At 41.7% G+C, this 24,298-nt stretch carries 24 protein-coding genes and 2 pseudogenes; 25 read left to right on the plus strand and 1 reads right to left on the minus strand.

Going from position 1 to position 24,298, the window contains the following annotated elements; translation table 11 throughout:
- The first annotated feature begins 1 nt into the window (after nucleotide 1).
- The 25 genes and pseudogenes from fliI (at nucleotide 2) to P4S61_RS14545 (ending at nucleotide 23,976) form a co-directional block, all read left to right on the plus strand.
- Complete coding sequence (gene fliI, locus P4S61_RS14425) at nucleotides 2-1,336, plus strand: flagellar protein export ATPase FliI (RefSeq protein ID WP_145239400.1); 1,335 nt, start codon at nucleotides 2-4, stop codon at nucleotides 1,334-1,336.
- Nucleotides 1,336-1,782: a flagellar export protein FliJ gene (fliJ, locus tag P4S61_RS14430; RefSeq protein WP_145239397.1), complete on the plus strand. Its 447-nt coding sequence runs from the start codon at nucleotides 1,336-1,338 to the stop codon at nucleotides 1,780-1,782. Before fliI ends, fliJ begins: the two co-directional genes overlap by 1 nt.
- Before the next feature lie 128 nt (nucleotides 1,783-1,910).
- Nucleotides 1,911-4,304, plus strand: coding sequence for a flagellar hook-length control protein FliK (locus tag P4S61_RS14435; protein ID WP_337118528.1), 2,394 nt, complete (start codon nucleotides 1,911-1,913; stop codon nucleotides 4,302-4,304).
- 102 nt (nucleotides 4,305-4,406) lie between these two features.
- Nucleotides 4,407-4,937, plus strand: coding sequence for a flagellar basal body-associated protein FliL (fliL, locus tag P4S61_RS14440; protein ID WP_145239392.1), 531 nt, complete (start codon nucleotides 4,407-4,409; stop codon nucleotides 4,935-4,937).
- A gap of 9 nt (nucleotides 4,938-4,946) precedes the next feature.
- On the plus strand, nucleotides 4,947-6,038 hold the full coding sequence (gene fliM / locus P4S61_RS14445; protein WP_145239389.1) for a flagellar motor switch protein FliM: 1,092 nt from the start codon (nucleotides 4,947-4,949) through the stop codon (nucleotides 6,036-6,038).
- Between the two features lie 22 nt (nucleotides 6,039-6,060).
- Nucleotides 6,061-6,459 (plus strand): flagellar motor switch protein FliN, encoded by a 399-nt coding sequence (fliN, locus tag P4S61_RS14450; protein WP_145239385.1) that lies wholly within the window; start codon nucleotides 6,061-6,063, stop codon nucleotides 6,457-6,459.
- 55 nt (nucleotides 6,460-6,514) lie between these two features.
- A complete protein-coding gene (gene fliO, locus P4S61_RS14455) occupies nucleotides 6,515-6,838 on the plus strand; it encodes a flagellar biosynthetic protein FliO (RefSeq protein ID WP_337118918.1) in 324 nt (107 codons plus the stop codon).
- Nucleotides 6,839-6,842: 4 nt separating this feature from the next.
- Nucleotides 6,843-7,583, plus strand: a complete 741-nt coding sequence (gene fliP, locus P4S61_RS14460; protein ID WP_145239379.1) for a flagellar type III secretion system pore protein FliP — start codon at nucleotides 6,843-6,845, stop codon at nucleotides 7,581-7,583.
- Between the two features lie 42 nt (nucleotides 7,584-7,625).
- Entirely contained in the window at nucleotides 7,626-7,895 is a 270-nt protein-coding gene (gene fliQ, locus P4S61_RS14465; protein WP_145239376.1) for a flagellar biosynthesis protein FliQ, read from the plus strand.
- A gap of 1 nt (nucleotide 7,896) precedes the next feature.
- A complete protein-coding gene (fliR, locus tag P4S61_RS14470; RefSeq protein ID WP_145239372.1) occupies nucleotides 7,897-8,676 on the plus strand; it encodes a flagellar biosynthetic protein FliR in 780 nt (259 codons plus the stop codon).
- A 9-nt stretch (nucleotides 8,677-8,685) separates the two neighbouring features.
- Nucleotides 8,686-9,816, plus strand: coding sequence for a flagellar biosynthesis protein FlhB (flhB, locus tag P4S61_RS14475; RefSeq protein ID WP_145239369.1), 1,131 nt, complete (start codon nucleotides 8,686-8,688; stop codon nucleotides 9,814-9,816).
- Nucleotides 9,817-9,911: 95 nt separating this feature from the next.
- The gene (gene flhA, locus P4S61_RS14480; RefSeq protein ID WP_337118530.1) at nucleotides 9,912-12,020 is read left to right on the plus strand and encodes a flagellar biosynthesis protein FlhA; all 2,109 of its coding nucleotides are present in this window, start codon (nucleotides 9,912-9,914) and stop codon (nucleotides 12,018-12,020) included.
- 23 nt (nucleotides 12,021-12,043) lie between these two features.
- The gene (flhF, locus tag P4S61_RS14485; RefSeq protein ID WP_182759892.1) at nucleotides 12,044-13,525 is read left to right on the plus strand and encodes a flagellar biosynthesis protein FlhF; all 1,482 of its coding nucleotides are present in this window, start codon (nucleotides 12,044-12,046) and stop codon (nucleotides 13,523-13,525) included.
- Nucleotides 13,518-14,378, plus strand: a complete 861-nt coding sequence (locus P4S61_RS14490) for a MinD/ParA family ATP-binding protein (protein WP_145239360.1) — start codon at nucleotides 13,518-13,520, stop codon at nucleotides 14,376-14,378. The genes flhF and P4S61_RS14490 overlap by 8 nt, the downstream gene beginning before the upstream one ends.
- 26 nt (nucleotides 14,379-14,404) lie before the next feature.
- Complete coding sequence (locus P4S61_RS14495) at nucleotides 14,405-15,115, plus strand: RNA polymerase sigma factor FliA (RefSeq protein WP_145239602.1); 711 nt, start codon at nucleotides 14,405-14,407, stop codon at nucleotides 15,113-15,115.
- Nucleotides 15,116-15,155: 40 nt separating this feature from the next.
- Complete coding sequence (gene cheY, locus P4S61_RS14500; protein ID WP_016708035.1) at nucleotides 15,156-15,539, plus strand: chemotaxis response regulator CheY; 384 nt, start codon at nucleotides 15,156-15,158, stop codon at nucleotides 15,537-15,539.
- 17 nt (nucleotides 15,540-15,556) lie between these two features.
- Nucleotides 15,557-16,322 (plus strand): annotated as a pseudogene (locus tag P4S61_RS14505) (protein phosphatase CheZ).
- 14 nt (nucleotides 16,323-16,336) lie between these two features.
- Nucleotides 16,337-18,535, plus strand: a complete 2,199-nt coding sequence (locus tag P4S61_RS14510; protein ID WP_337118531.1) for a chemotaxis protein CheA — start codon at nucleotides 16,337-16,339, stop codon at nucleotides 18,533-18,535.
- Between the two features lie 68 nt (nucleotides 18,536-18,603).
- Nucleotides 18,604-19,736, plus strand: a pseudogene (locus P4S61_RS14515) (protein-glutamate methylesterase/protein-glutamine glutaminase).
- Nucleotides 19,729-20,493 (plus strand): flagellar motor protein, encoded by a 765-nt coding sequence (locus tag P4S61_RS14520; protein WP_145239348.1) that lies wholly within the window; start codon nucleotides 19,729-19,731, stop codon nucleotides 20,491-20,493. The pseudogene P4S61_RS14515 and the gene P4S61_RS14520 overlap by 8 nt, the downstream one beginning before the upstream one ends.
- Nucleotides 20,494-20,498: 5 nt before the next feature.
- On the plus strand, nucleotides 20,499-21,458 hold the full coding sequence (locus P4S61_RS14525; RefSeq protein ID WP_145239345.1) for a flagellar motor protein MotB: 960 nt from the start codon (nucleotides 20,499-20,501) through the stop codon (nucleotides 21,456-21,458).
- Nucleotides 21,459-21,466: 8 nt separating this feature from the next.
- Nucleotides 21,467-22,237 carry a ParA family protein gene (locus P4S61_RS14530; protein WP_145239342.1) on the plus strand — a complete coding sequence of 257 codons (771 nt, stop codon included), beginning with the start codon at nucleotides 21,467-21,469 and terminating at the stop codon, nucleotides 22,235-22,237.
- 3 nt (nucleotides 22,238-22,240) lie between these two features.
- Nucleotides 22,241-23,038, plus strand: a complete 798-nt coding sequence (locus tag P4S61_RS14535; RefSeq protein ID WP_145239338.1) for a chemotaxis protein CheW — start codon at nucleotides 22,241-22,243, stop codon at nucleotides 23,036-23,038.
- A 19-nt stretch (nucleotides 23,039-23,057) separates the two neighbouring features.
- The gene (locus P4S61_RS14540) at nucleotides 23,058-23,555 is read left to right on the plus strand and encodes a chemotaxis protein CheW (protein ID WP_145239335.1); all 498 of its coding nucleotides are present in this window, start codon (nucleotides 23,058-23,060) and stop codon (nucleotides 23,553-23,555) included.
- Nucleotides 23,556-23,571: 16 nt separating this feature from the next.
- Nucleotides 23,572-23,976 (plus strand): DUF2802 domain-containing protein, encoded by a 405-nt coding sequence (locus tag P4S61_RS14545; protein WP_145239332.1) that lies wholly within the window; start codon nucleotides 23,572-23,574, stop codon nucleotides 23,974-23,976.
- A gap of 13 nt (nucleotides 23,977-23,989) precedes the next feature.
- Here P4S61_RS14545 and P4S61_RS14550 read toward each other — a convergent pair whose 3' ends face one another.
- Complete coding sequence (locus tag P4S61_RS14550; RefSeq protein WP_182731015.1) at nucleotides 23,990-24,298, minus strand: EscU/YscU/HrcU family type III secretion system export apparatus switch protein; 309 nt, start codon at nucleotides 24,296-24,298, stop codon at nucleotides 23,990-23,992.

The raw sequence follows: 24,298 nt of genomic DNA on the forward strand, positions 1-24,298 counted from the left end.
AATGAGTTCTCAACCACGCCCATTAAGTGAACGTTTACAACAGTATCAAAAACATATTCATAGTCCAACGCCTGCTGTTGCGGGAATTTTAACCCGTGTTGTAGGGTTAACATTAGAGGCGAAAGGATTACGCGCGCCAGTTGGCAGCCAATGTAAAATTGAAACCATGCATGGTTTTGTTGATGCTGAAATTGTTGGTTTTAATGATCAGACGCTTTACTTGATGCCAAATGACCATATTTCTGGTGTACTACCTGGAGCGCGAGTGATCCCACAAGTAAATGATACCGGACTGCCTGTTGGTATGTGTTTACTTGGTCGTGTTGTTGATGGCTTAGGGCGTCCGTTGGATGGGCTTGGAGCTATTAAAGCAGAGCATTACTTAAAATTTGCACAAAATTCCATTAACCCATTATCTCGACGACCAATTACGCAGCCGATGGATGTTGGCGTACGCGCTATTAATTCAGTGATAACTGTTGGCCAAGGCCAGCGCATGGGGCTATTTGCAGGCTCAGGCGTGGGTAAGTCGGTATTACTGGGTATGATGACCCGAGGCTCAGAAGCTGATGTAATAGTTGTTGGTTTAGTGGGGGAGCGTGGCCGCGAAGTAAAAGAATTTATCGAAGAAATACTCGGTGTGGAAGGGCGTAAGCGTTCTGTCGTAGTTGCTGCTCCCGCCGATGCATCGCCATTAATGCGATTAAAAGGTTGTGAAAGTGCGGTAACTATCGCGGAGTACTTTCGCGATCAAGGCTTAAATGTTTTATTGCTACTGGATTCTGTAACGCGTTATGCCATGGCTCAGCGCGAAATAGCGCTTGCGGTTGGTGAACCACCGGCGACTAAAGGTTATCCGCCCTCAGTATTTGCAAAGCTACCCGCGCTGGTGGAACGTGCTGGTAATGGCGGCGAAGGGCAAGGCTCTATCACAGCGTTTTTTACTGTACTGAGTGAAGGGGATGATATGCAAGATCCGATTGCTGATGCGGCGAGAGCCATTTTAGACGGTCATATCGTGTTATCCAGAGAGCTCGCTGACAGTGGTCATTATCCTGCTATTGATATAGAAAAATCGATTTCACGGGTGATGCCACAAGTTGTCTCAGAAGCACACATGCAACAAGCGCGAGTGTTAAAACAAGTGTATTCAATGTTCCAGCAAAATAAAGATATGATTACTTTAGGTGCTTATCAAAAAGGCACCGACCAAATGCTTGATCAGGCCATTAATATGATGCCAAGAGTGAATGCATTTCTACAACAAGGCATGAAAGATGTGATTAGCTATGACGATGGCCTACAAGGGCTTGCGCAATTATTAGGACAAGCATAATGGCAACAAATAAGCTCAATCTATTGCTGAAAATAGAAAATGATAAAGAAGAAACTTTACGGATAAATTATTTACAAGCGCAGCAAAACTTGCAAGGCAATCAACAAAAATTGCAAGGCTTGAATAACTTTCGTTTGGAGTATACTCAGCAATTACATTTAAAAGGAAAGTCTGGTTTAAGTAGTGCAGGGTTTAGTCAATACCATGCTTTTATAGCCAAAATAGAAGAAGCTATTCGTCAACAAGCCAATACCGTCAGTACTGCTAAACAAGTTGTTTCACAACGACAAAGTTTATGGCTGAAACAGCAGATTAAAGCTAAAGCCGTTGCTAAATTAATAGAAAAACAGCAGCTTAAAGCGAATGTAATCGCACAAAAAAATGAACAAAAAATGCTTGATGAATTTTCTGCAAATCAATTTTATCAAAGACGTCGCGCTCTATAGTCATCGCCCAAAACAGCATTATTTATTTATTAAAATTAGCTTAGGCATATTATTTGCTTGTTTAACGTATGAAGTATTTATTCTGGCAAACTGCGGCGGCAAATTGCCACTTTTAATCTAGGTGAATTATGGCTATTAGTGATCTTTCAGTATTTATCTCAACTGAGCAGGATGTTCAGTTAAATAAAAAAGACAGTGCCAAAGGCAGTGCGGCAACAGGTAAAGAAAGCACCGATAGTGATTTCTTTAGTGAGTTACAAAACGCTAATAATGCTGCAGAAACACCCATGAAAGTTAACTCATCTGGCGCTGTGTCAGCTGCAAGTGAAGCCGAAGTTGCTGCTGAAAAAGCGCAAAAAACGCCCACTGACAGCAGTGATGAGAAAACGATGTCAGGTGATGCTATGTCTGGTGATGCAATGCTTGCTCAGATCACGGCAGCCAACAATATGGACACTCGGGTAAATAATACGCCAACTGTTGCAAATGCCTCATTACTTTCAACGTTGGGTAAATACAGTGAAGAAAAAATAGATCCGAAGCTTATTAAAGTCACTGGACCTCGTCCAATTGATGATGTTACGCCTATTATTGATACAGACACTCCTGCCACTGATGATCCTATTGCACAACTAGTCGATAAACAACTAAAACCAACGCTACTTACTGAAAAAACGGTGCTGGCAGAGGCGATTGATAAACAGCTTCAACTGAAGGGAAACACCCCTCCTGATGATGCTGTGACTCCTATTATTGATGATATTCAAGTGGCAAAAGAGATATCGCAAAATAAAGCGATGACAATGCAGCCAACAAACCAACAAGTTGCAGCTACCTTAAAGAGTGGGGAAGTTGGCAATGAAACAGCTCAAATAAATATTGCTGAAAATACAAGCAAAGGTAAGCCACAAAACAGTGAAGTATTAGCTAAAGGTTTGGACGTAACGCTTGCTCAACAAGTTAAACCACAAGAAAGTGAAGTATTAGTTAAAGATTCGGACACAAGGATTGCTCAGCAAGAAAAACCTCAACAGAGTGCAGCGTTAACTGCAGATGCGCACGCAACTGTAGCTAACGTTACTGCTAACGCCAAACAAGCAACCACAAGTGCTACTGCAGTAGCAATGGACGTTGCTTCAAAGGCAGAACCAGTAGTTAAAGGTGTGGAATCAACCACTACGATTGGCTCTCAAACTGATGTAGCTGAAAAAGCAGCTACACAGGCAAAGCATAGTAACAGTGCTGTATTAGAGCAAATCAGTAAGGTATTGCTTAACTCACCAACTACAGTACAAAAAAATGAACACCCATTGTTGGCGAGCTTAACACCAGAGCAGCAAAAACAGCTACAAAATCAAGTTGATGTCATTCGTCAGCAAGATCCATCACCGGCTAACGTAACTGACTTAAAAAAAATGCTGGCTGAATTTGTAGAGCTTAATAGTAAAGAAGTTGCAAAACCTACCACGGCAGTTGCGACAATGAACACGGCAGAGCTAACCCAACTAAGTAAAGATATTTCGCTGTTGAGTCCTGTACAAAAGCAGGCATTGAGCCAGCAATTACAAAATTTTGTGAGCACTGAGCAGCCTAAGGGGGCTTTATTAACTCAGATCAATACGGCTATTGCAGAATTAGCTCAGCCAGAGAGTATTGAAAAAAAGACTGAGTCAAAAGCTCAATTGACGGTTCAGTCAATGACAGATAATTTAGTAAGCACTACAACAACCAATAGCAACACCGCTAAATCAGATACAAATAAAGTATCTGCGCCACAAGATGCACTTATAAAGGCCGCGAGCAAAGAGCAAGAAGTGAAACTGGCAGTGCAAGATAATGTTCTAAAAAGTGAGCAACTTGCTGAAAATATTAAAGCAGAGCAAAGCCCTGTGCGCGACAACACATTGACACGTGTAAATCAATTGTTTGGCCAGCTCACCGGATTAACCACTGCGGTTACGACAGCCTCGGCTGTAGAAGGAAGTGAGCAAAGCTATCAACAAGCTTTGGCAGATATGCAAGTAATGCATGCCCAGCAAGCGAGCCCTACATCACAGACAAGACAAATAAATCTTGATCCAACTGCGTTACAAGCATTGAATATCATGAAAAGTGATGCAGCCAAATTACTACAAGAACGAGTGAGTGCATTACTAAGTATCAATAATAAAGAAGCTGAAATACGTCTTGATCCGCCAGAAATGGGTAGTATGCAAATTCGTATTCGTAGCGATGCAGAACAAGCTCAAATTAACTTTGTGGTACAAAATCAGCAAGCCAAAGAAGCTCTTGAGCAATCAATGCCGAGATTACGAGAAATGTTAGCACAGCAGGGAATTGAACTGGGTGAAAGCAGTATCCAGCAGGGAAATAGTCAAAGTGATACTGGTGGTGACGGACAACAAAATGGTCGTGGTCAACAGGCAAATCAGCAACAAAATGAAGAGGAAAGTGCATTAACTCAGCAACCAATTCGAGGCTCTGGGCAACAATCTTCATCATCAATAGATTACTATGCCTAACACCTGCTATTATATGAGGTATAAGACTATAAAAATAAATAACTTGATGGTGCGCGGTGACACTCGTAATATCGCTATTATTAAGGCATAAAGGAAAGCAGCATGGCTGAAGAAGCAAACTTAGAAATTGAAGACGGTAGTAAAAGTAAAAAAAAGCTGATTATAATTATTATTGCTGTGGTATTGGTAATTGGTGGTGCAGCTGGCTTTTTCTTGATGTCTGGCTCCGACGCTGCTCCTGAAACACTTGCGGATGAATCTGTTGCATCAGCAACTGAAACTGCAGATGTAAGTGGTAGTGGTGCAAAGGTTGGCAGTGCCTTATATGTTGCGATGCCTCGACCTTTTATTTTTAACGTACCTGGTGCCAGTCGTGATCGCATTGTGCAAATAAAAGTGCAATTACTAGTGCGCGGTGATGTGAATGAAGAAACGGCTAAAAAGCATATTCCACTTATTGAAGGCACATTGCTTGGTGTGTTTTCAACCACCACCGCAGATGAGCTTGGTACTAGCGAAGGCAAAGAAACCCTACGAGTAGCAGCGCTTGATAAAGTACAAGCCGCGTTAACTGATGTAGAGGGTAGTAAAGTAATTGAGCGGGTGTTGTTTACCGGCTTTGTAATGCAATAAGGGGTCAGCGTGAGTGATTTATTATCCCAAGATGAAATCGATGCCCTGTTGCATGGTGTCGATGAAGTCGAAGAGGAGGATCTACAGGACGGTGATGATGGTAGCGGTAATACGTTGCAATACGATTTTTCTTCACAAGATCGTATTGTTCGTGGTCGCATGCCGACTCTGGAGATTGTGAACGAACGATTTGCTCGACACATGCGCATTAGCTTATTTAATATGATGCGCCGTACTGCTGAAGTTTCTATCAATGGCGTACAAATGATAAAGTTTGGTGAGTATATCCACACTTTATTTGTTCCTACCAGTCTTAATATGGTGCGCTTTCGTCCTCTTAAAGGTACTGGGTTAATCACTATGGAAGCACGGTTAGTGTTCATCCTGGTTGATAACTTCTTTGGCGGCGATGGTCGCTATCATGCGAAAATAGAAGGTCGTGAATTTACACCTACTGAGCGCCGTATTGTACAAATGCTATTAAAAATAATCTTTGAAGATTACAAAGAAGCATGGGCGCCGGTAATGGATGTGTCTTTTGAATATCTTGATTCAGAAGTTAATCCGGCAATGGCTAATATCGTCAGTCCCACCGAGGTGGTGGTGATCAGTTCATTCCATATTGAGCTGGATGGCGGTGGCGGGGATTTCCATATCGCATTGCCGTATTCAATGCTTGAACCTATTCGTGAATTACTCGATGCTGGTGTGCAATCAGATACTGAAGATACCGATTTACGTTGGAGCAAAGCCTTACGTGATGAGATTATGGATGTTGAAGTTGGAATATCAACACAACTGCTTGAAGTTGATTTAACCTTAGCGCAAATTATGGAGCTTAAGGCTGGGGATATTATTCCTGTTGAGATGCCAGAGCACATAACGGTGTTTGTCGAAGAGCTGCCAACCTTTAGGGCTAAAATGGGTCGCTCTCGTGATAACGTCGCGCTGCAAATTAGTGAAAAAATTAAACGTCCTGAATCAGTCAAATCAGAGTTGCATGTCTTTACAAAAGGTGGCAAAAAGCTTGATTCAGATGCGGAATTAGCAGAACTAGAAGATGATCTACACCTTTCCGAAGGCGTAGATTTAGACTGGTAAGAGAATAAAAAGGTTTAATAGTATGAGTGATGACCAAGATACAATGGACGAATGGGCGGCTGCTTTAGCCGAAGCCGAAGGGACCGATAGTTCTGATGGTGCCAAAGTAACTGAACTTGACGAGTTAAGTGATGCTAGACATGAAATGAGTGGCGAAGAAAAACGCAAACTCGATACAATTTTAGATATCCCCGTGACTATTTCGATGGAAGTCGGGCGTTCAAAAATTAATATTCGTAACTTACTTCAGCTTAACCAAGGTTCAGTTGTTGAGCTTGATCGTGTTGCCGGTGAGCCATTGGATGTATTAGTTAATGGTACATTGATAGCGCATGGTGAAGTGGTCGTAGTTAATGATAAATTTGGTATCCGCCTGACTGACGTGATCAGCCAAGTTGAACGGATCAAGAAGCTGCGATGAGCAGTTGGCTTTTTTATCGACTGCAGCAAGCTCAGCGCTGCCTGCAGCGACACCAATGGGCGACTTACTCTCAATGGTAATGTCTTTAATCATGGTGCTAGTACTGATTGTGGTACTGGCATTTTTGGTTAAAAAACTAAACCCCAATTTAGCAAATACCGACGAATTTAAAGTGGTGCGTAGTTTACCGTTAAGTGCGCGAGAGCGATTAATGGTCGTCGAAATTGATAATTGTCAGCACTTACTAGGCGTAACCCCGCACAGTATTAACTACCTGCATAAATTAGAGACTCCATTGACAGAAAAAGAGTTGCCAGCCCTTGCACAACGTTTTGGTAAACTCTTAAACCCACAAACTAACCACATTAAAAAGAATTAATAATATGACTAAGTGGCTGCTTATACTTTTTGCATTAGTTTTTATCCCCACAGTTAACGCCGAAGGCATTGAAGCGTTAAGTATTACGACTAATCCAGACGGTTCACAAGATTACTCTGTAACCTTGCAAGTACTGGCTATTATGACCGCGCTAAGCTTTATACCTGCAGCGGTGATCATGATGACCTCATTTACTCGCATAATCGTAGTACTGGCTATTTTACGCCAAGCAATTGGTTTGCAACAAACACCATCCAATCAAATATTGTTAGGTATGTCGCTATTTCTAAGTATTTTTATAATGACGCCGGTTTATCAAAAAGTGAATCAGCAAGCTATTGAGCCATATTTAAATGAGCAGGTGACCTCGATTCAAGCGCTTGAACTTGCCAAAGAGCCGATGAAGGAATTCATGCTCTCACAGGTGCGCATAAAAGATTTAGAAACCTTCGCTAAAATTGCTGGGTATGATAAGTTAGATTCTCCTGAAGCAACGCCATTAATTGTATTAATCCCCGCATTTATAACCAGCGAATTACAAACTGCATTTATTATTGGTTTTATGTTCTTTATTCCATTTTTGATAGTCGATTTAGTTGTGGCTTCAGTCTTGATGGCCATGGGTATGATGATGCTCTCGCCGATGATTGTGTCTATGCCGTTTAAAATTATGTTGTTTGTACTTGTTGATGGCTGGAGTTTAGTGATGGGGACTTTAGCTAAAAGTTTTGGCTTAGGCACTTGATATGGCAATACAATACTTTGCCTACAAAGGCTAGGGGGCACCATGGAACCAGAAATCTTCGTCGATATTCTCAGTAATGCATTATTTTTAGTTATTAAATTAGTATCGGCAATTGTGGTACCAGGTTTATTAGTGGGTTTAGTTGTAGCTGTATTTCAGGCCGCAACGTCAATCAATGAACAAACATTAAGCTTTTTGCCGCGGCTATTAATTACTATCAGCGCCTTGATTGTTGGAGGGCATTGGTTAACGCAAGAGTTAATGGATTTTTTTAGTCGAATAGTGTTAATTATTCCTGAAATTGCAGGCTAGTATGGAATTCCCATTTTCGGTTATTATTCAGTGGCTGAGTGATTTTTTGTTACCACTAGTACGGATCAGCTCGATGATTATGATCATGGCGGGGCTGGGTGCTAAAAATGTGCCTACGCGGATCAAGATGGGTCTAGCGGTAATGATTACTTTTTTAGTTGTACCAGTACTTCCGCCTGCGACATTTAATAACTTATTCTCTTTTGAGATGATATTGGTAGTTATTCAACAAATGTTAATCGGTGTTGCGATAGGTTTTGCTTCTGTACTGATGTTGAATACTTTTGTGTTAGCAGGGCAAATATTAGCAATGCAAACTGGCCTTGGTTTCGCCTCTGTTGTTGATCCTTCTAATGGTATGAGTGTGCCTGCTGTTGGGCAGTTTTATTTGATTCTAGCCACGCTATTATTCTTTGTATTTAATGGCCATTTAATGATGATCCAAATGGTAGTGCATAGCTTTGAGGTGCTACCAATCGACGGTAATTGGTGGGCGGTTGATCATTATTGGGACATAGTGACGTGGGGCGGCTGGATGTTTACTACCGCCTTGGTGTTATCTTTGGCGCCTTTAACAGCTATGCTGGTGATTAATATGTCGTTTGGTGTGATGACCCGTGCAGCACCGCAGTTAAACATTTTTTCAATCGGTTTTCCGTTTACCTTGGTTGCAGGTTTAGTCATTATTTGGGCAACCTTAGGTAACTTTGTTACTCAATTTGAATTTCAATGGCTAAAAATGATTGAGTTAATGTGTACTTTAGTTGGTTGTTCCCCATAGGAGAGAGTGATGGCTGAAGATTCAGGTCAAGAAAAAACCGAAGAACCCACGGGGAAAAAAGTAGACGACGCGAAAAAGAAAGGCCAGGTTGCGCGCTCAAAAGAGCTTGGCACCATGTTTGTACTTATTTTTTCAGCGATTTCATTACTTATGTACGGACCTGAGATTGGCAAGGGACTGTATAATATAATGGGTCGCATGCTCAGTTTGAACCGCAATGAAACCTACGATACTACGAAAATGTTTTCTGTGTGGGGAGCGGTGGCCGATGCGCTAGTATTTCCGATGGCGATGTTCGTGTTTATTATTGTGTTGGCGGGTATCATAGGTAATACCTTGTTAGGTGGTTTTAACTTTAGTTGGGAGGCGGCAGCACCCAAAGCCAGTAAAATGTCACCAGCAAAAGGTATAAAGCGGATGTTAGGTCCACAAGCGGGCGTCGAGTTGGTGAAATCGATTTTAAAGTTTGTGGTCGTGGCGGGCTTTGCCATTTTTTTGATCAACACCTTCTTTGATGAAATTCTTCATCTGAGTATTGAAAGTGCGCCGGGCAATATCATTCATGCCTTAGAGATACTCGCATGGATGTTTTTAGGGCTGACCTGCACCTTAACCATTATTGCTGCGATTGATGCGCCATATCAAAGCCATAAACATCACAAAGAATTAAAAATGACTCTACAAGAAGTCAAAGATGAATATAAAAATTCTGAAGGTGATCCGCAAATTAAAGCGCGTATAAGACAAACGCAAAGACAAATGTCGCAGCGACGCATGATGCAGGATGTGCCAGATGCCGATGTAGTTGTTACCAACCCTACTCATTACTCTGTGGCATTAAAGTACGACACAGAGCGCGCTGGCGCGCCTATATTAGTTGCCAAAGGCGTTGATGAGATGGCGATGCAAATTAGAAAAATAGCCATAGGTAACGAGGTACCCATTGTAGAGTCCCCCATGCTTACTCGAGCACTGTATCATACTGCCGAAGTAGGAGAACAAATCCCTGACCAACTATTTACTGCAGTCGCACAAGTTTTAGCTTATGTATTTCAGCTTAAACGCTTTCAAAAAGGCCGTGGTAAACGCCCTACAAAATTGAATAAAACACTCCCAATTCCAGATGCCTATAAGTATTGATTTGAATAATCAGTATTCTTTTAAGCTCGTAATTAATAACTTGGAATAGTTATTGCAAATTCCGTTTAGTGTCAATTTTTTGAAATTGTAGAATTATGGAATTTAAAGCTGTATTACAACAACTTAATAAAGATAAAAAAGAGTATTTAAAAGGTGTTGGTACACCTTTGCTGGTGCTCGCTGCGCTGGGCATGGTGATTTTACCGTTACCGCCATTTTTACTCGACATTCTTTTCTCGTTTAATATAGCTTTAGCATTAGTGGTGTTGTTAGTGACAGTTTACACCATGAAGCCTGTTGAATTTGGGATGTTTCCCGCAGTACTATTGATTGCAACTATTATGCGTTTGGCACTAAATGTTGCCAGTACCGAAGTGGTGCTGCTTGAAGGCCATAACGGTGGCGATTCCGCAGGTAAAGTAATCGAAGCTTTTGGTTCAGTGGTAATTGGTGGCAACTACGCAGTTGGTTTAGTGGTGTTTTTGATTTTGATCATCATCAACTTTGTGGTAATCACCAAAGGCGCAGGCAGGATCTCTGAGGTATCGGCACGCTTTACCTTAGATGCGATGCCAGGCAAACAAATGGCCATTGATGCCGACTTGAATGCGGGTTTTATTAGTGCAGAGCAAGCACGAGACCGCCGTGAAGAAGTCACCCGTGAAGCGGACTTTTATGGCTCGATGGATGGTGCGAGTAAGTTTGTAAAAGGTGATGCGATTGCTGGTATAGTGATACTGATCATCAATATTGTTGGCGGCTTGTTTGTTGGTATGATCCAGCATGATTTAAGCTTTGGTAACGCAATGGAAGTGTATACCTTACTGACCATTGGTGATGGTCTAGTTGCACAATTACCATCATTACTGTTATCTATTGGCACTGCAATTGTTGTTACTCGTCAAAATGAATCGCTCAATATGGGCGATCAATTTAAGAAACAACTCGGTAACGAAAAATCATTATTTATTGCTTCGGGTATTTTAATCGTGATGGGTTTGGTCCCGGGTATGCCACATTTTGCCTTTTTAAGCCTTGGTGCTTTACTTGGTTATTTAGCGTATTACACCCAGCAAAGTAAGCTTAAAGAAGCGGCTGCTAAGGAAGCAGAAGCTGCCAATGGCGGTGCAACAGGCACTGGTGTTGCTAACAAGCAAGAGCAAAAAGAGCTAGGTTGGGATGATGTACAACAAGTTGATGTAATTGGCCTCGAAGTTGGCTATCGCTTAATTCCATTAGTTGATCAATCACAAGGTGGCGAATTATTAAACCGAATTAAAGGAGTACGTAAAAAGTTATCTCAAGAACTTGGTTTTTTAATTCCACCGGTGCATATTCGCGATAACTTAGAGTTAGACCCAAATGCATACAGAATTACCATGATGGGTGTTTCAAGTGGTGAGGGCGAGCTTAAGCACGGTGATGAGTTGGCTATTAATCCTGGCCAAGTATTTGGTCCAATAAAAGGGATTGCTACTAAAGATCCTGCCTTTGGTCTAGACGCTATTTGGATCAAACCAGATCAAAAAGATGAAGCACAATCACTCGGTTATACCGTGGTTGATGCAGCGACTGTGGTAGCAACGCATATTAGTCAGTTACTAACTAACAGCGCGGCCTTGTTACTCGGCCACGAGGAAGTGCAAAATCTATTAGATATGCTGGCAAAAAGTCATCCTCGTTTAGTTGAAGGGCTAGTGCCAGATATTTTACCACTAACAGCAATTGTTAAAGTATTACAAAATTTATTAAATGAAGGCGTTGCTATTCGCGATATGCGTTCAATTGTACAAACCCTTGTTGAGTATGGCCCTCGAAGCCAAGATCCTGATGTATTAACCGCAGCAGTGCGAATTTCACTGCGCAGATTAATTGTTCAAGACGCGGTTGGAATGTCATCAGAAATCCCTGTCATAACCTTGGCGCCTGAGTTGGAACAGATGTTGCATCAGTCACTACAAAATGCAGGCGACGAAGGTGCCGGAATAGAGCCAGGACTTGCAGAGCGACTTCAACAATCATTAAATGAAGCGCATCAAAACCAAGAAATGGCCGGTGAACCTTCGATATTGCTAACGTCAGGAATGTTACGCACTGTGTTATCTCGTTTTGTTAAGTACACCATTCCAGGATTGCGAGTGATGTCTTATCAAGAGGTACCAGACGAAAGACAGATCAAGATTGTCAGCTCAGTAGGCCAATAATCGGATTTTAAAGGGGTTGAACCATGAAAATAAAACGTTTTTTTGCTAAAGATATGCGCACCGCACTGAAAGAAGTTAAAGATGAACTCGGTGTAGATGCTGTAATCATGTCAAATAAAAAATTAGCCAATGGGGTAGAGATTGTTGCCGCCGTTGATTATGAAAAAGCAGCCCCGAAAGCACCGGCACAACCACATGTTGCTAAGGCGCAACCGCAAACGAATGCTAACTTTGTTAAACCTGCGCCACAACGTGCGCAGCATGAGCCGCAAGCTGCGGTAGCTGATAGCTTACAAGCATTATTAGAGCGCCAATCACCGCGTCCACGCTCACCTGAGCTTGCGTCTATGTTTAGCCAGTCAGGGATTGATACATCTACTCAGTATCAACCACAGCAACAACATCAAGCACAGCAAGCTCGCCATGAACCACAAGCGCATAGTGATTTTGCTCGTCGCGATACTGCGCCGCGTCCACAAACGCAAGCACATAGCTTAGGTTTTGATGATGATCTAGAAAGTGGTTTTGATGATTTAGATACTCCGATGCCAACAAAAAGTGCAGCCAAAACAGATGAAATCACCGCTATGCGTGATGAAATGGCTGCGATGCGTCAATTACTTGAGTATCAGGTATCGGGTTTGATGCAACAAGATTTAGCGCGTCGCGATCCTACTCGCGCATGCATGATCGATCGTTTAGTTGGAATGGGTATCGACAGTGAAGTTGCAGAGCAAATGGCCTGCTTTATTCCGGACGATGTGTCACGTCAGCAAGCCTGGCAAGCACTATTGCAAATGGTTGAAAACCAAATGCATACTACAAATAACGAAATCCTTCGCCAAGGCGGGGTATATGCACTTGTTGGTCCTACTGGGGTAGGTAAAACTACAACCGTGGCAAAACTTGCAGCCCTTGGCGCACAAAAATATGGTGCAGATAAAGTTGCGCTAATTACCACTGATACTTACCGTATTGGCGCTTATGAACAGTTAGCTACTTATGGCCGGATCATCGGTTGTGGTGTAAAACAAGTTAAAGATGCCAATGAATTAGCAGAAGTTTTATATCATTTACGAAATAAGCGTCTAGTATTAATAGATACCGCGGGAATGAGCCAACGTGATTTACGTTTAACTGAGCAGCTAAATACATTAATGCGTAATCAACGTGTCGATATTCGCAATTATTTAGTGCTCAGTGCGACCGCACAAATTAATGTTTTACAAGAAACCGTAAGACATTTTAAGAAGGTACAATTAAGTGGCTGTATTTTCACTAAATTAGACGAATCATTAAGTTTAGGTGAGATTATTAGTATAGCGATTCAAAATCGCCTTCCAATAGGGTATCTTACTAACGGTCAGCGCGTTCCAGAGGACATTCGGGTCGCCAATGCAGAGAAATTAGTAAAAAAAGCAGAACAATTGTATTTAAAAAGAACAAAAGCACAACATTCACGACGCCAAGCAGTAGCGTCAAGCACAGTAGGGATGTATGATTAACACAGTATTAGATCAAGCAAGTGGCCTGCGTAAAATGAGTCAAAACAATAATAACGGCGTTAAAGTTATCGCTGTAACAGGTGGTAAAGGTGGCGTAGGGAAAACTAACGTCTCACTTAACACTGCGATTGCGTTGGGTCAGCTCGGAAACCGAGTGTTAGTTCTGGATGCCGATTTGGGTTTAGCAAATTGTGATGTGATGTTAGGGCTTCGGGTTGAACGTAATCTATCTCATGTACTATCAGGTGAATGTGAGCTCGATGAAATTTTAGTTGAAGGGCCTGCAGGAATTAAAATAGTACCAGCGACGTCAGGCTCACAAAGTATGGTGGAACTTTCTCCATCAGAACATGCTGGATTAATTCGTGCTTTTAGTGAGTTGAATACCGAATTTGATATATTAATTGTTGATACTGCTGCTGGTATCTCTGACATGGTATTAAGTTTTTCGCGCGCAGCGCAAGATGTCATGGTAGTAGTATGTGATGAACCGACCTCAATAACCGACGCTTATGCATTAATCAAAGTGTTGAGTCGTGAGCATGGTGTGTATAAGTTTAAAATAGTTGCTAATATGGTGCGCAGTATGCGTGAAGGCCACGAACTATTTGCTAAGCTCTCAAAAGTAACGGATCGCTTTTTGGATGTCTCAATGGAATTGGTTGCAACAGTCCCTTATGATGAAAACATGCGTAAAGCAACTCGTCGTCAAAAAGTAATTGTTGATTTATTTCCAAATTCTCCAGCGGCAATTGCATTTAAAACATTAGCGACAAAAGCAGTTAAATGGCCTATACCTAATCAACCATCTGGCCATTTAGAATTTTTCATAGAAAAATTAGTAAACGGCTAACTATGACGGCATCGGTGAATAAAGCGATGGGATATCAATCGACACAAAATTTAAATGTGATTGTTGAGCGACATGCTTCTTTAGTTAAAAAAGTGGCTTGTCATTTGATCGCTCGTTTACCCGCGAGTGTGCAACTCGATGATTTGATTCAATCGGGGATGATAGGGTTAATTGAAGCATCAAAAAACTTTGATGCGACTAAAGGTGCAAGCTTTGAAACCTTTGCAGGCATTCGTATTCGTGGTGCGATGCTGGATGAAATGCGCCGAGGTGATTGGGCTCCTCGCTCAGTGCACCGTAATAGCCGCAGAGTTGCTGAAGCGATTAGTGAGCTAGAAAGCAGCCTGAATCGAGAACCTAAAGATAGTGAAGTTGCTGAAAAACTTGATATTACGCTAGATGAGTACCATCATATTCTTAGTGATGTAAATTCAAGTAAGGTTTTAGGTATAGAAGACTTGGGAATTGATGAAGATGTTATCACACCAGTGGGACATGATTTAGCACTAGACAAGCCCTTTAATAACGTTAAAAATGAACGTTTTAATCAATCATTATTAACAGCTATACAATCTTTACCTGAACGAGATGGGTTAGTATTGTCGCTTTATTATAATGATGAAATGAATTTAAAAGAGATTGGACATATACTCGATGTAAGCGAATCGCGTGTGAGTCAGATACATGGTCAGGCGATGATTAAGCTCAAAGCAAAAATCAATGACTGGATTAACTAGTAGTAAGTAAATATAGGTTCAGACCTCACCGGAGGATGTTTTGGATAAAAACATGAAAATTCTTGTTGTTGATGATTTTTCGACGATGAGACGTATTATCAAAAATCTGTTAAGAGATTTGGGTTTTACAAATGTACAAGAAGCTGATGATGGCTCAACAGCTTTACCGATGTTGCAGAATCAAGAATTTGATTTTGTAGTAACAGATTGGAACATGCCTGGCATGCAAGGAATTGACCTCTTGCGCGCTATCAGGGCCGATGACAGCCTGAAACACATCCCTGTTTTAATGGTAACAGCAGAAGCTAAAAAAGAACAAATTGTTGCTGCTGCACAAGCTGGTGTTAACGGCTATATCGTTAAACCATTTACAGCCGCAACACTGAAAACCAAATTGGAAAAAGTGTTTGAGCGTTTAGGTTAAATAAATAGGAGAGGCTTATGTCAGCACCAGCTGCGCCTCAGATCAGTTTAGAACAAGCCCGGCAGCTTGTGGTTTACCTTGAAAATGGTGAACAAGATAAAGCTGATCAGTTAATTATTGATGCGGCGTCAAAAGAGCAATCAGAATTATTTGCCGAAGTAGGCAAACTTACGCGTCAGCTTCATGATGCGTTGAAAAATTTTGAGCTTGATACACGTTTAGCTGATTTGACCAAAGACGCACTCCCCGATGCTAAGCAGCGTCTAAACTATGTTATGGAAATGACAGAGAACGCTGCTAATAAAACCATGGATGCTGTAGAAGCAAGTTTACCAATTGCCCAACAGCTTGCAGATGATATTTCAGACATTAAACCCACTTGGGATCGTTTAATGAATCGTGAAATTGAGCTAGGTGAGTTTAAAACATTATGCCACAGCTTAGATAAGTTCATGAATAGCTCGCAAACTAAAACGGATGAGTTGCAAGGACTCATGACCAATGTCTTGATGGCACAAGATTTTCAAGATTTAACAGGTCAAGTGATCCGTCGAGTGATAGAGCTTGTTAGAGAAGTAGAAGACAGCTTGATCCACTTGTTGACAGCATTTGGTAGCCAAGATGATAGCGAAACAAAAACAATAGCACCAGTCATTGAAAAACCGCCTGCTGAAAATACACTTGCAGGCCCTGAAGGAGCCAATTATTGATAAAGAATCTCGTGATGATGTTGTCTCAGGACAAGATGATGTTGATGATTTATTATCAAGCTTGGGCTTCTAAGAGGAGAGAACTGCATGAGCTTTGAAGTCGATGAAGATATTTTACAAGATTTTCTAGTAGAGGCTGGAGAAATTCTTGAGCTTTTGTCAGAACAGCTGGTGGAGCTTGAAAATAACCCAGATGATACCGAATTACTCAATGCAATTTTCCGTGGTTTTCATACGGTAAAAGGCGGCGCAGGTTTTTTAAGCATGACTGAGCTAGTTGACGCTTGTCACGGTGCAGAAAACGTTTTCGATTTATTGCGTCAAGGTGTTCGTAAGGTTAATTCTGAGCTGATGGACGTGATCTTGCAAGCGCTCGATACTATCAACGAAATGTTTGCGACCATCCAAAGCCGAGAAAAACCAGAACCTGCAAATCCAGAGTTGCTGGCTGTTTTACATAAATTGGGATTGCCGCCAACTGCTGAAGAACTAACTGGCGCTGCTGAGCCTGCAGACGATACTCCTGTTGTTGATGCTGATGCTATTTTAGATGATTCTGATGATCCATTTGCATTTGACTTGTTATTTGATGGTCAAGTTGATAGCGATAAAAAAGATGTTCAAATCGATGATATATCAGAAGATGAATTTGAAAGTTTGCTAGATGAGCTGCATGGAAAAGGACAAAGTCCTGTAACTCCAGCAGTAACAGTTAGCAATGAGTCATCAAATAGTGATATTACTGATGACGAATTCGATAATTTATTAGATGAATTACATGGTGTTGGTAGCTTTGGTTTGGTCAGTAATAAAGATGCTGCAAGCACCGAAAATACTGCGCCTAAACCGCCCCAAGCGTCATCAGAGCCAACTAAAAGTAATAGTCCAGACGAGATCAGCGATGATGAGTTTGAAGCATTATTAGATGAATTGCACGGCAAAGGGAGTGCACCACAAGCAGTTGCAGATACTGAGCCAACACCCGCTCAAAAACCAGCCCCTCCCCCAGCACCTGTTGCCGCAGCTAAACCTGCGCCTAAACCAGCAGTGTCTGAGCCTGCGAAAGCGGCTGAAAAGCCAGCTCCAGCGACAGCTGTTGCGAAAAAATCAGTTCCACCACAAGCTGATACCACTGTGCGCGTTGATACAAAACGCCTTGATCAAATAATGAATATGGTCGGTGAACTTGTGCTAGTGCGCAATCGCCTAGTCAGTTTAGCAACCAATACTGAAAGTGAAGCGATGGGTAAAGCCATTTCAAACCTTGATGTAGTAACTGCGGACTTGCAAGGTGCGGTGATGAAAACGCGGATGCAACCGATCAAGAAAGTGTTCGGTCGTTTCCCTCGCGTAGTACGTGATTTAGCCCGCAGTTTGAAAAAAGATATCAATTTATTGCTCGTGGGTGAAGAAACTGATTTAGATAAAAACTTAGTTGAGGCACTGGCAGATCCTTTAGTCCACTTGGTGCGTAACTCTGTAGACCACGGTATTGAAATGCCTGATGTGCGTGAAGCGGCAGGTAAAGCAAGGACTGGGACTGTAACTTTATCAGCATCGCAAGAAGGTGATCATATTTTGCTTACCATCCGAGATGATGGTGCTGGTATGGATCCCGAAAAGCTGAAAAAAATAGCAATTAATAAAGGGGTGCTTGATCACGAGCAAGCTGCTCGATTATCTGATACAGAAGCCTATAACCTTATTTTTGCACCAGGCTTTTCCACCAAAGAACAGATCTCTGATATTTCGGGTCGTGGTGTGGGTATGGATGTGGTGAAAACCAAAATTACCCAACTAAATGGTTCTGTGAGTATTCAATCTGAGCTAGGTGTAGGTACAATCCTAGAAATTAAAGTTCCGTTAACGTTGGCTATTTTGCCGACATTGATGGTGGTTGTCGGTGAGCAAACATTTGCATTACCACTGGCTGGTGTTAATGAAATATTCCACCTAGATCTAACTAAAACGAATGTAGTTGATGGCCAATTAACCATTATTGTTCGTAAGAAAGCACGACCGTTGTTTTATTTAGAACATTGGTTAGTCAAAGGTGCTGACAGATCATTACGCAAAGCTCAAGGCCATGTTGTAATTGTACAAATAGGTACGCAACAAGTTGGTTTTGTAGTGGATTCATTGATTGGTCAAGAAGAAGTTGTTATTAAACCGCTTGATGCTTTACTACAAGGAACACCTGGTATGGCAGGTGCAACGATCACGTCTGACGGTGGTATAGCGCTAATCTTAGATGTTCCAAACCTGTTAAAACATTACGCAGGTTAGTCCAATTCTTATCTTATTGTGAGAGCTATATATGGCTCTCACAGATAAAATTTACATAGAGTATGCCAATGGCAGTTAAAGTTTTAGTTGTTGATGATTCAAGTTTCTTTCGCCGCAGGGTGAGCGAAATACTCGAGCAAGATAAGGATATTGAAGTAATTGGTTTTGCGGTAAATGGCAGAGAAGCGGTAGACAAGACAAATCAATTGCGTCCAGATGTAATCACTATGGATGTTGAAATGCCTGTCCTTGATGGTATTAGTGCTGTAAAAGAGATCATGGCAGCAAATCCAACCCCAATTCTGATGTTCTCTTCCTTGACCCGTGATGGCGCAACAGCAACCTTAGACGCACTTGATGCGGGTGCTTTAGATTTTTTACCGAAAAAATTTGAAGACATTGCTCGTAATAATGAAGATGCGATTAAGTTATTACAAAATAAAGTAAAAGAAATTGGACGCAAGCGTCTATCACGCTTCAGTAGGCCGACACCGACATCAATACCTTCCGTTTCTGCACAGGTACAACAAGTCGACCTGCGATAACTCAACCTGATAGAAGTTTTAACCGCAGCACAGCGCCCGCTTCGAACATTGCAGCTAATACACGTGCTTCGGGTAAGAAATATCAAATAGTTGCAATAGGCACCTCCACAGGGGGGCCTGTCGCACTGCAAACTATTTTGACTAAGTTGCCGGCCAATTTCCCACATCCCATTTTGTTAATACAGCATATGCCAGCTGCGTTTACGCCAGCATTTGCCGCTCGTTTAAATGGCTTGTGCAAAATAAAAGTAAAAGAAGCACAACAAGGCGACCGATTAATGCCAGGCGTCGCTTATCTAGCGCCAGGTGGTCAACAGATGCTGGTTGAGGGACGAGGTGGAAATCGCACGTTACGTGTTTTTGAGGACGACAGTGCGCGGATCACTTATAAGCCCAGTGTTGACGTTACTTTTGCTAGTACAGCCAAATCTTTTCAAGGTGATGTGTTAGCTGTGGTACTTACAGGCATGGGCGCTGATGGACGAGATGGTGCAAGAATGCTCAAACAAGCCGGCGCCACTATTTGGGCGCAAGATGAAAAAACCAGTGTGGTATATGGTATGCCACAGGCGGTTGCTAACGCTGGGCTATCGTCGGCAAGTATCGCACTTGAAGAGGTTGCTAATCGGTTAGTTCGAGAAATTGGTTGTGGATAAGTTGTCGTTTTTAGGCCTGTTCGTTGCACTTTTGGCGATTGGCTATGGTTACTCACTAGAGGGTGGGGTTGTAAGTGCTTTATTTAATGGCCCAGCATTAATTATTGTTTTGGGTGGTACGTTAGGTGCTGTAATGCTACAAACACCGGCACATACGTTTAATAAAGTCTTAAGAATAAGTCATTGGGTGTTTTTTCCTCCAAGTCATGATATCGACAGAGCAATTGAGCAAGTTAAAAGTTGGTCACAAAAAGCTCGCCAAGAAGGGTATTTAGCGCTTGAAGAAGTAGCATTAACACATCCAGACCCGTACGTTGCCAAAGGCCTGAGTTTATTGATTGATGGTAACAGCGAGCAAAAACTTAGAGATGCGTTAGAAATTGATTTATTGTTAGAAAGGGAACGTTTACTTGAAGCCAGCCGGGTGTACGAGGCGTTGGGCGGTTACAGTCCTACTATCGGTATATTAGGTGCAGTGCTTGGTCTGATCCAAGCAATGTCATTTATCACTGAGCCTGAAAAGTTAGGTGCGGGGGTTGCGACGGCTTTTATCGCGACCATCTATGGGGTTGGTTTAGCAAATTTACTGTTTTTACCCATGGCTAATAAGCTAAAACAACAAGTAGAACAAAAGATGCTGTTTCATGAGTTATTAGCTGAAGGAATTATTGCAATGAGCCAAGGTGATAGCCCTGTCAATATTGAGCTGAAACTTGAAGCGTATCGTGTAGAGCGTCCAAGTCAGCTGCAAGAATAATTATTATGATGCGCCGTCGACTTCGTCACTCATCGACCAAAAGTCAGCATACAGAACGTTGGCTAGTGTCGTACGCCGATTACATGACTATTATGTTTGCATTCTTTGTAGTGATGTATGCGATTGCGATTAATAAAGAAGAAAGCTTCCAAATTTTATCTGATTCGCTGGAGCAGGTTTTTGACAAGTCAGCTCGTCAGTATAGCCAAGAAGGCCAAGGTGTGACCGGTACTGGTTTATTAACCGACAGAGTAAGCCCAGAAAAAGAACTGTTGTTTGGTGAGAGTATTCAAAAGCAAGAAGTTGGCCCGCAGTTACTTGATGGCCAAAGCGACACCAGTAACATAAAACAAAAACACTTAGGTAAACCGCTAGATAGTTTATTAACTAAATTACAATCAGCTTTGATCGATGAAATACGCGATGGCGAAGCAAGTTTAGAGTTACACCAAGACTGGTTGATTATTGAGTTAAGCTCAGGAATGTTATTTTCCAGTGGCAGTGCTGTGGCGCATCAACGCGCGAAAGCAGTAATAAAATTAGTGAACGATATTATTGCTCCTGTAGATAACTACGTCAGAGTACGTGGTTATACCGATAATGAAACTATTCATAATGAAATGTTTCGTTCTAATTGGGAGCTATCTGTTGCAAGAGCGACCTCTATTTTAGTCGAACTTGATGCATTGGGTATCAACCCTGCGCGAATGGCCATCGAAGGTTACGGTCAGTATTCTCCTTTTTCTGATAATGATACAGAGCAAGGGCGCGCTGAAAATCGTAAAGTAGTCGTTGCATTATCAAAATATGGTTTACCACCCAAGCCCATTGTATCAATCGAGCAATCAGCAATAGAAACTGAAGCTGAGCAGCCAATTGAGTTGCCAAGTGATGATAACACTATTAAAGTGATCCAACTCCCACACGGTGGTATACGAATTACAACGCGCAACGAACAAAAATAAGGTGTGATGTGAAAATTTGGACGGTAGCAAATCAAAAAGGCGGAGTAGGGAAAACGACCACGGCTGTGAGTTTAGCTGGTATATTAGCGCTGCAAGGAAAGCGGGTATTACTGATTGATACCGATCCTCATGCATCTTTAACGTATTACTTTGGCATTGATTCAGAAGATTTAGAAGTTAGTGTGTATGATATATTTGCCCGTGGTAACACCATGGCAAGTGAAGAAATATTGCAAGCTTTGTGTCCATCGAACATAGACAACTTAGATATTCTTCCTGCAACTATGGCTATAGCGACACTCGATCGTAGTATGGGTAATAAGACCGGAATGGGGCTTATCTTAAAAAAAGCCTTAGCAAAAATTAGTGAGCATTATGATTATGCTATTTTAGATTGCCCGCCAGTGTTAGGTGTCTTAATGGTTAACGCATTGGCTGCAAGTGAGCGCATTTTAGTGCCAGTACAAACTGAGTTTTTAGCTCTCAAAGGGCTTGACCGAATGATGCGGACCATGGAATTAATGCAAAGCTCGCAATCAAAGCAGTATCAATATACCATTATCCCTACAATGTATGATAAGCGCACAAATGCATCCCTTGAAGCATATAAGACATTACAGCAAACGTACCAAGAAAAAGTATGGCCAGGGGTAATACCCGTAGACACTAAGTTCCGTGATGCAAGTTTAGCTCAACAAGTACCGATTCAGTATTGTCCACGCTCAAGAGGTGTTTATGCTTATCGCGCATTACTCGATTATTTGATTGAACAAGGTTAATGAATGAGTAAGCAATTATTTGCTAATGAAAAAGTAATGACCCAGTACTTGGGGGCTTTACTGTGCGAAGACGATGAGTCAACAGACTTACACCCGGTTGCAAAATTACTCGAACAAGTTCCATCCACAGAAAGTAGCAATAAAATGCCTCTAAAGGCATCGCAGCAAACGATTGTGCAGCCAAACGCACTTGATGAGCCAAAGACGAGCCTTGAGAAAGAAATACCAGCGCAAATTACACCGCTCCTTGAGAAACCACAGATCCAAGCTAATATCAAAGATATAGCTAAAGTGAGCGAACAGTTAAATATTGCTAAAGACAAGACTCCTGTACAGCGTCAAGAAGATTATTTTGACGGCGAGTTTCAGGCGTTATTCTTTGAAGTGGCAGGGCTGACTCTCGCTGTACCATTAAAAGCATTAGGTGGTATTCATCAATTAGGTGAAGTTAATCAGCTTTTTGGTAAACCCAAGTGGTTTAAAGGAGTGATGCTAAATCGTGATGAGAATCTTAATGTAGTCGATACTGCTCGCTGGGTGATGCCAGAAAAGTATACCCAAGAGTTAGAAGACAAATTAAACTACCAATACTTAATTACTTTAGGTAATAGCCAATGGGGATTGTTGGCTGAAAAGCTAGTTAATAATATTACACTACGTAGTGAAGATGTAAAATGGCGAGCTAAAAGTGGCAAGCGGCCTTGGCTTGCAGGTGTAATTAAAGAAAAAATGTGTGCCTTAATTGATGTGCAAAGCTTAGGTCAATTATTAGAGCAAGGTTTAGATAGCCGCGACCAGTAACGATATTTGGAGTAATAACATGAGTGAACAAAGATTATTATCAAGCAGTAAAAATACCGATGGCAATGATGAAGTATTGCAGTGGGTAACTTTTAAGCTTGAATCAGAAACCTATGGTGTGAATGTGATGCAAGTGCAAGAAATTTTGCGTTACACAGAGATTGCTCCAGTACCAGGTGCTCCAAGCTATGTTTTAGGGATTATTAATTTACGTGGCAATGTTGTAACAGTAATCGATACGCGTGCACGATTTGGTTTGATGTCTGCAGAAGCAACAGACAATTCACGAGTATTAATTATTGAAGCTGAAGAGCAAGTTATTGGTATCTTAGCCGACAGTGTAGCAGAAGTGGTTTATTTGCGTAGCTCAGAAATTGATAGTGCACCAAACATTGGTACTGAAGAAAGTGCCAAGTTTATTCAAGGTGTTAGTAATCGTGATGGTGAATTATTGATTTTAGTTGATTTAAATAAATTACTAAATGACGAAGAGTGGGATGAGTTGAGCGATTTATAACGCTTACGGAAAAACTATGTTGTTATACTCGTTGCTTGGAGTCTCAATTGTACTGGTGTTAGTATGCCTGGGACTAATTTTTATTAATAATAATAAGTACGCTGCAGCATTAAAAAGCAAAATACTGCAACTGCAAGAAACTCAACAACAGCTCAGTATTTTACGCAGTGAAGTCGCAGAAATGCGCACCGGTATGCTAAGTATTGGTAAGCGCTTAGTTGCTGTAGAGCAGCGAAATCAAGAGTTAGCGCAGTTACAAGATGCGCAAAAATATGACGATCCTGATGCGAAAATTTATTCTCGAGCAGTGAAAATGGTTGAACTAGGTGCCGATATTGAAGAGATCATACGAGAGTGTGAACTTCCGCGTGCCGAAGCCGAACTATTAATGTCGTTACATCATCAAAAGGGCGCTAATTAGCGCCTTTTATTTTTTACGCCTGAATATTTAACTTGCCTTGAAAGTCTTGCCAGCCAGGTGGAAATTTACCCCGCAGTACATATGAAAAAGCAATCAGTTCGGCAATCACATAATACAGTTCTCTTGGGATCTCTTCGCCAAGCTCTAAATGCGATAACGTTTTAGCCAAAGCTTCATCTTTGTGGATCAAAATTCCTTTTTCTTCTGCGGCTTTAATGATCTCTTCTGCGAGCTCACCAAACCCTTTACTACTGACTGTAGGAGTGCGACCGGCTTCGTAAACTAAACCAATTGCAGACTTATGTTTTGATATCTCACTCAT

It is taken from the genome of Pseudoalteromonas sp. B160, from assembly GCF_037162485.1.
In the GTDB taxonomy this organism is placed as follows: Bacteria; Pseudomonadota; Gammaproteobacteria; order Enterobacterales; family Alteromonadaceae; genus Pseudoalteromonas; species Pseudoalteromonas rhizosphaerae.

Bases quoted from the DNA above. Each gene is read 5' to 3' on its own strand.
- fliI (WP_145239400.1), top strand. From the start codon at position 2: ATGAGTTCTCAACCACGCCCATTAAGTGAACGTTTACAACAGTATCAA.
- fliJ (WP_145239397.1), top strand. From the start codon at position 1,336: ATGGCAACAAATAAGCTCAATCTATTGCTGAAAATAGAAAATGATAAA.
- P4S61_RS14435 (WP_337118528.1), top strand. From the start codon at position 1,911: ATGGCTATTAGTGATCTTTCAGTATTTATCTCAACTGAGCAGGATGTT.
- fliL (WP_145239392.1), top strand. From the start codon at position 4,407: ATGGCTGAAGAAGCAAACTTAGAAATTGAAGACGGTAGTAAAAGTAAA.
- fliN (WP_145239385.1), top strand. From the start codon at position 6,061: ATGAGTGATGACCAAGATACAATGGACGAATGGGCGGCTGCTTTAGCC.
- fliO (WP_337118918.1), top strand. From the start codon at position 6,515: ATGGGCGACTTACTCTCAATGGTAATGTCTTTAATCATGGTGCTAGTA.
- fliP (WP_145239379.1), top strand. From the start codon at position 6,843: ATGACTAAGTGGCTGCTTATACTTTTTGCATTAGTTTTTATCCCCACA.
- fliQ (WP_145239376.1), top strand. From the start codon at position 7,626: ATGGAACCAGAAATCTTCGTCGATATTCTCAGTAATGCATTATTTTTA.
- fliR (WP_145239372.1), top strand. From the start codon at position 7,897: ATGGAATTCCCATTTTCGGTTATTATTCAGTGGCTGAGTGATTTTTTG.
- flhB (WP_145239369.1), top strand. From the start codon at position 8,686: ATGGCTGAAGATTCAGGTCAAGAAAAAACCGAAGAACCCACGGGGAAA.
- flhA (WP_337118530.1), top strand. From the start codon at position 9,912: ATGGAATTTAAAGCTGTATTACAACAACTTAATAAAGATAAAAAAGAG.
- flhF (WP_182759892.1), top strand. From the start codon at position 12,044: ATGAAAATAAAACGTTTTTTTGCTAAAGATATGCGCACCGCACTGAAA.
- P4S61_RS14490 (WP_145239360.1), top strand. From the start codon at position 13,518: ATGATTAACACAGTATTAGATCAAGCAAGTGGCCTGCGTAAAATGAGT.
- P4S61_RS14495 (WP_145239602.1), top strand. From the start codon at position 14,405: ATGGGATATCAATCGACACAAAATTTAAATGTGATTGTTGAGCGACAT.
- P4S61_RS14510 (WP_337118531.1), top strand. From the start codon at position 16,337: ATGAGCTTTGAAGTCGATGAAGATATTTTACAAGATTTTCTAGTAGAG.
- P4S61_RS14525 (WP_145239345.1), top strand. From the start codon at position 20,499: ATGATGCGCCGTCGACTTCGTCACTCATCGACCAAAAGTCAGCATACA.
- P4S61_RS14535 (WP_145239338.1), top strand. From the start codon at position 22,241: ATGAGTAAGCAATTATTTGCTAATGAAAAAGTAATGACCCAGTACTTG.
- P4S61_RS14540 (WP_145239335.1), top strand. From the start codon at position 23,058: ATGAGTGAACAAAGATTATTATCAAGCAGTAAAAATACCGATGGCAAT.
- P4S61_RS14545 (WP_145239332.1), top strand. From the start codon at position 23,572: ATGTTGTTATACTCGTTGCTTGGAGTCTCAATTGTACTGGTGTTAGTA.
- P4S61_RS14550 (WP_182731015.1), bottom strand. From the start codon at position 24,298: ATGAGTGAGATATCAAAACATAAGTCTGCAATTGGTTTAGTTTACGAA.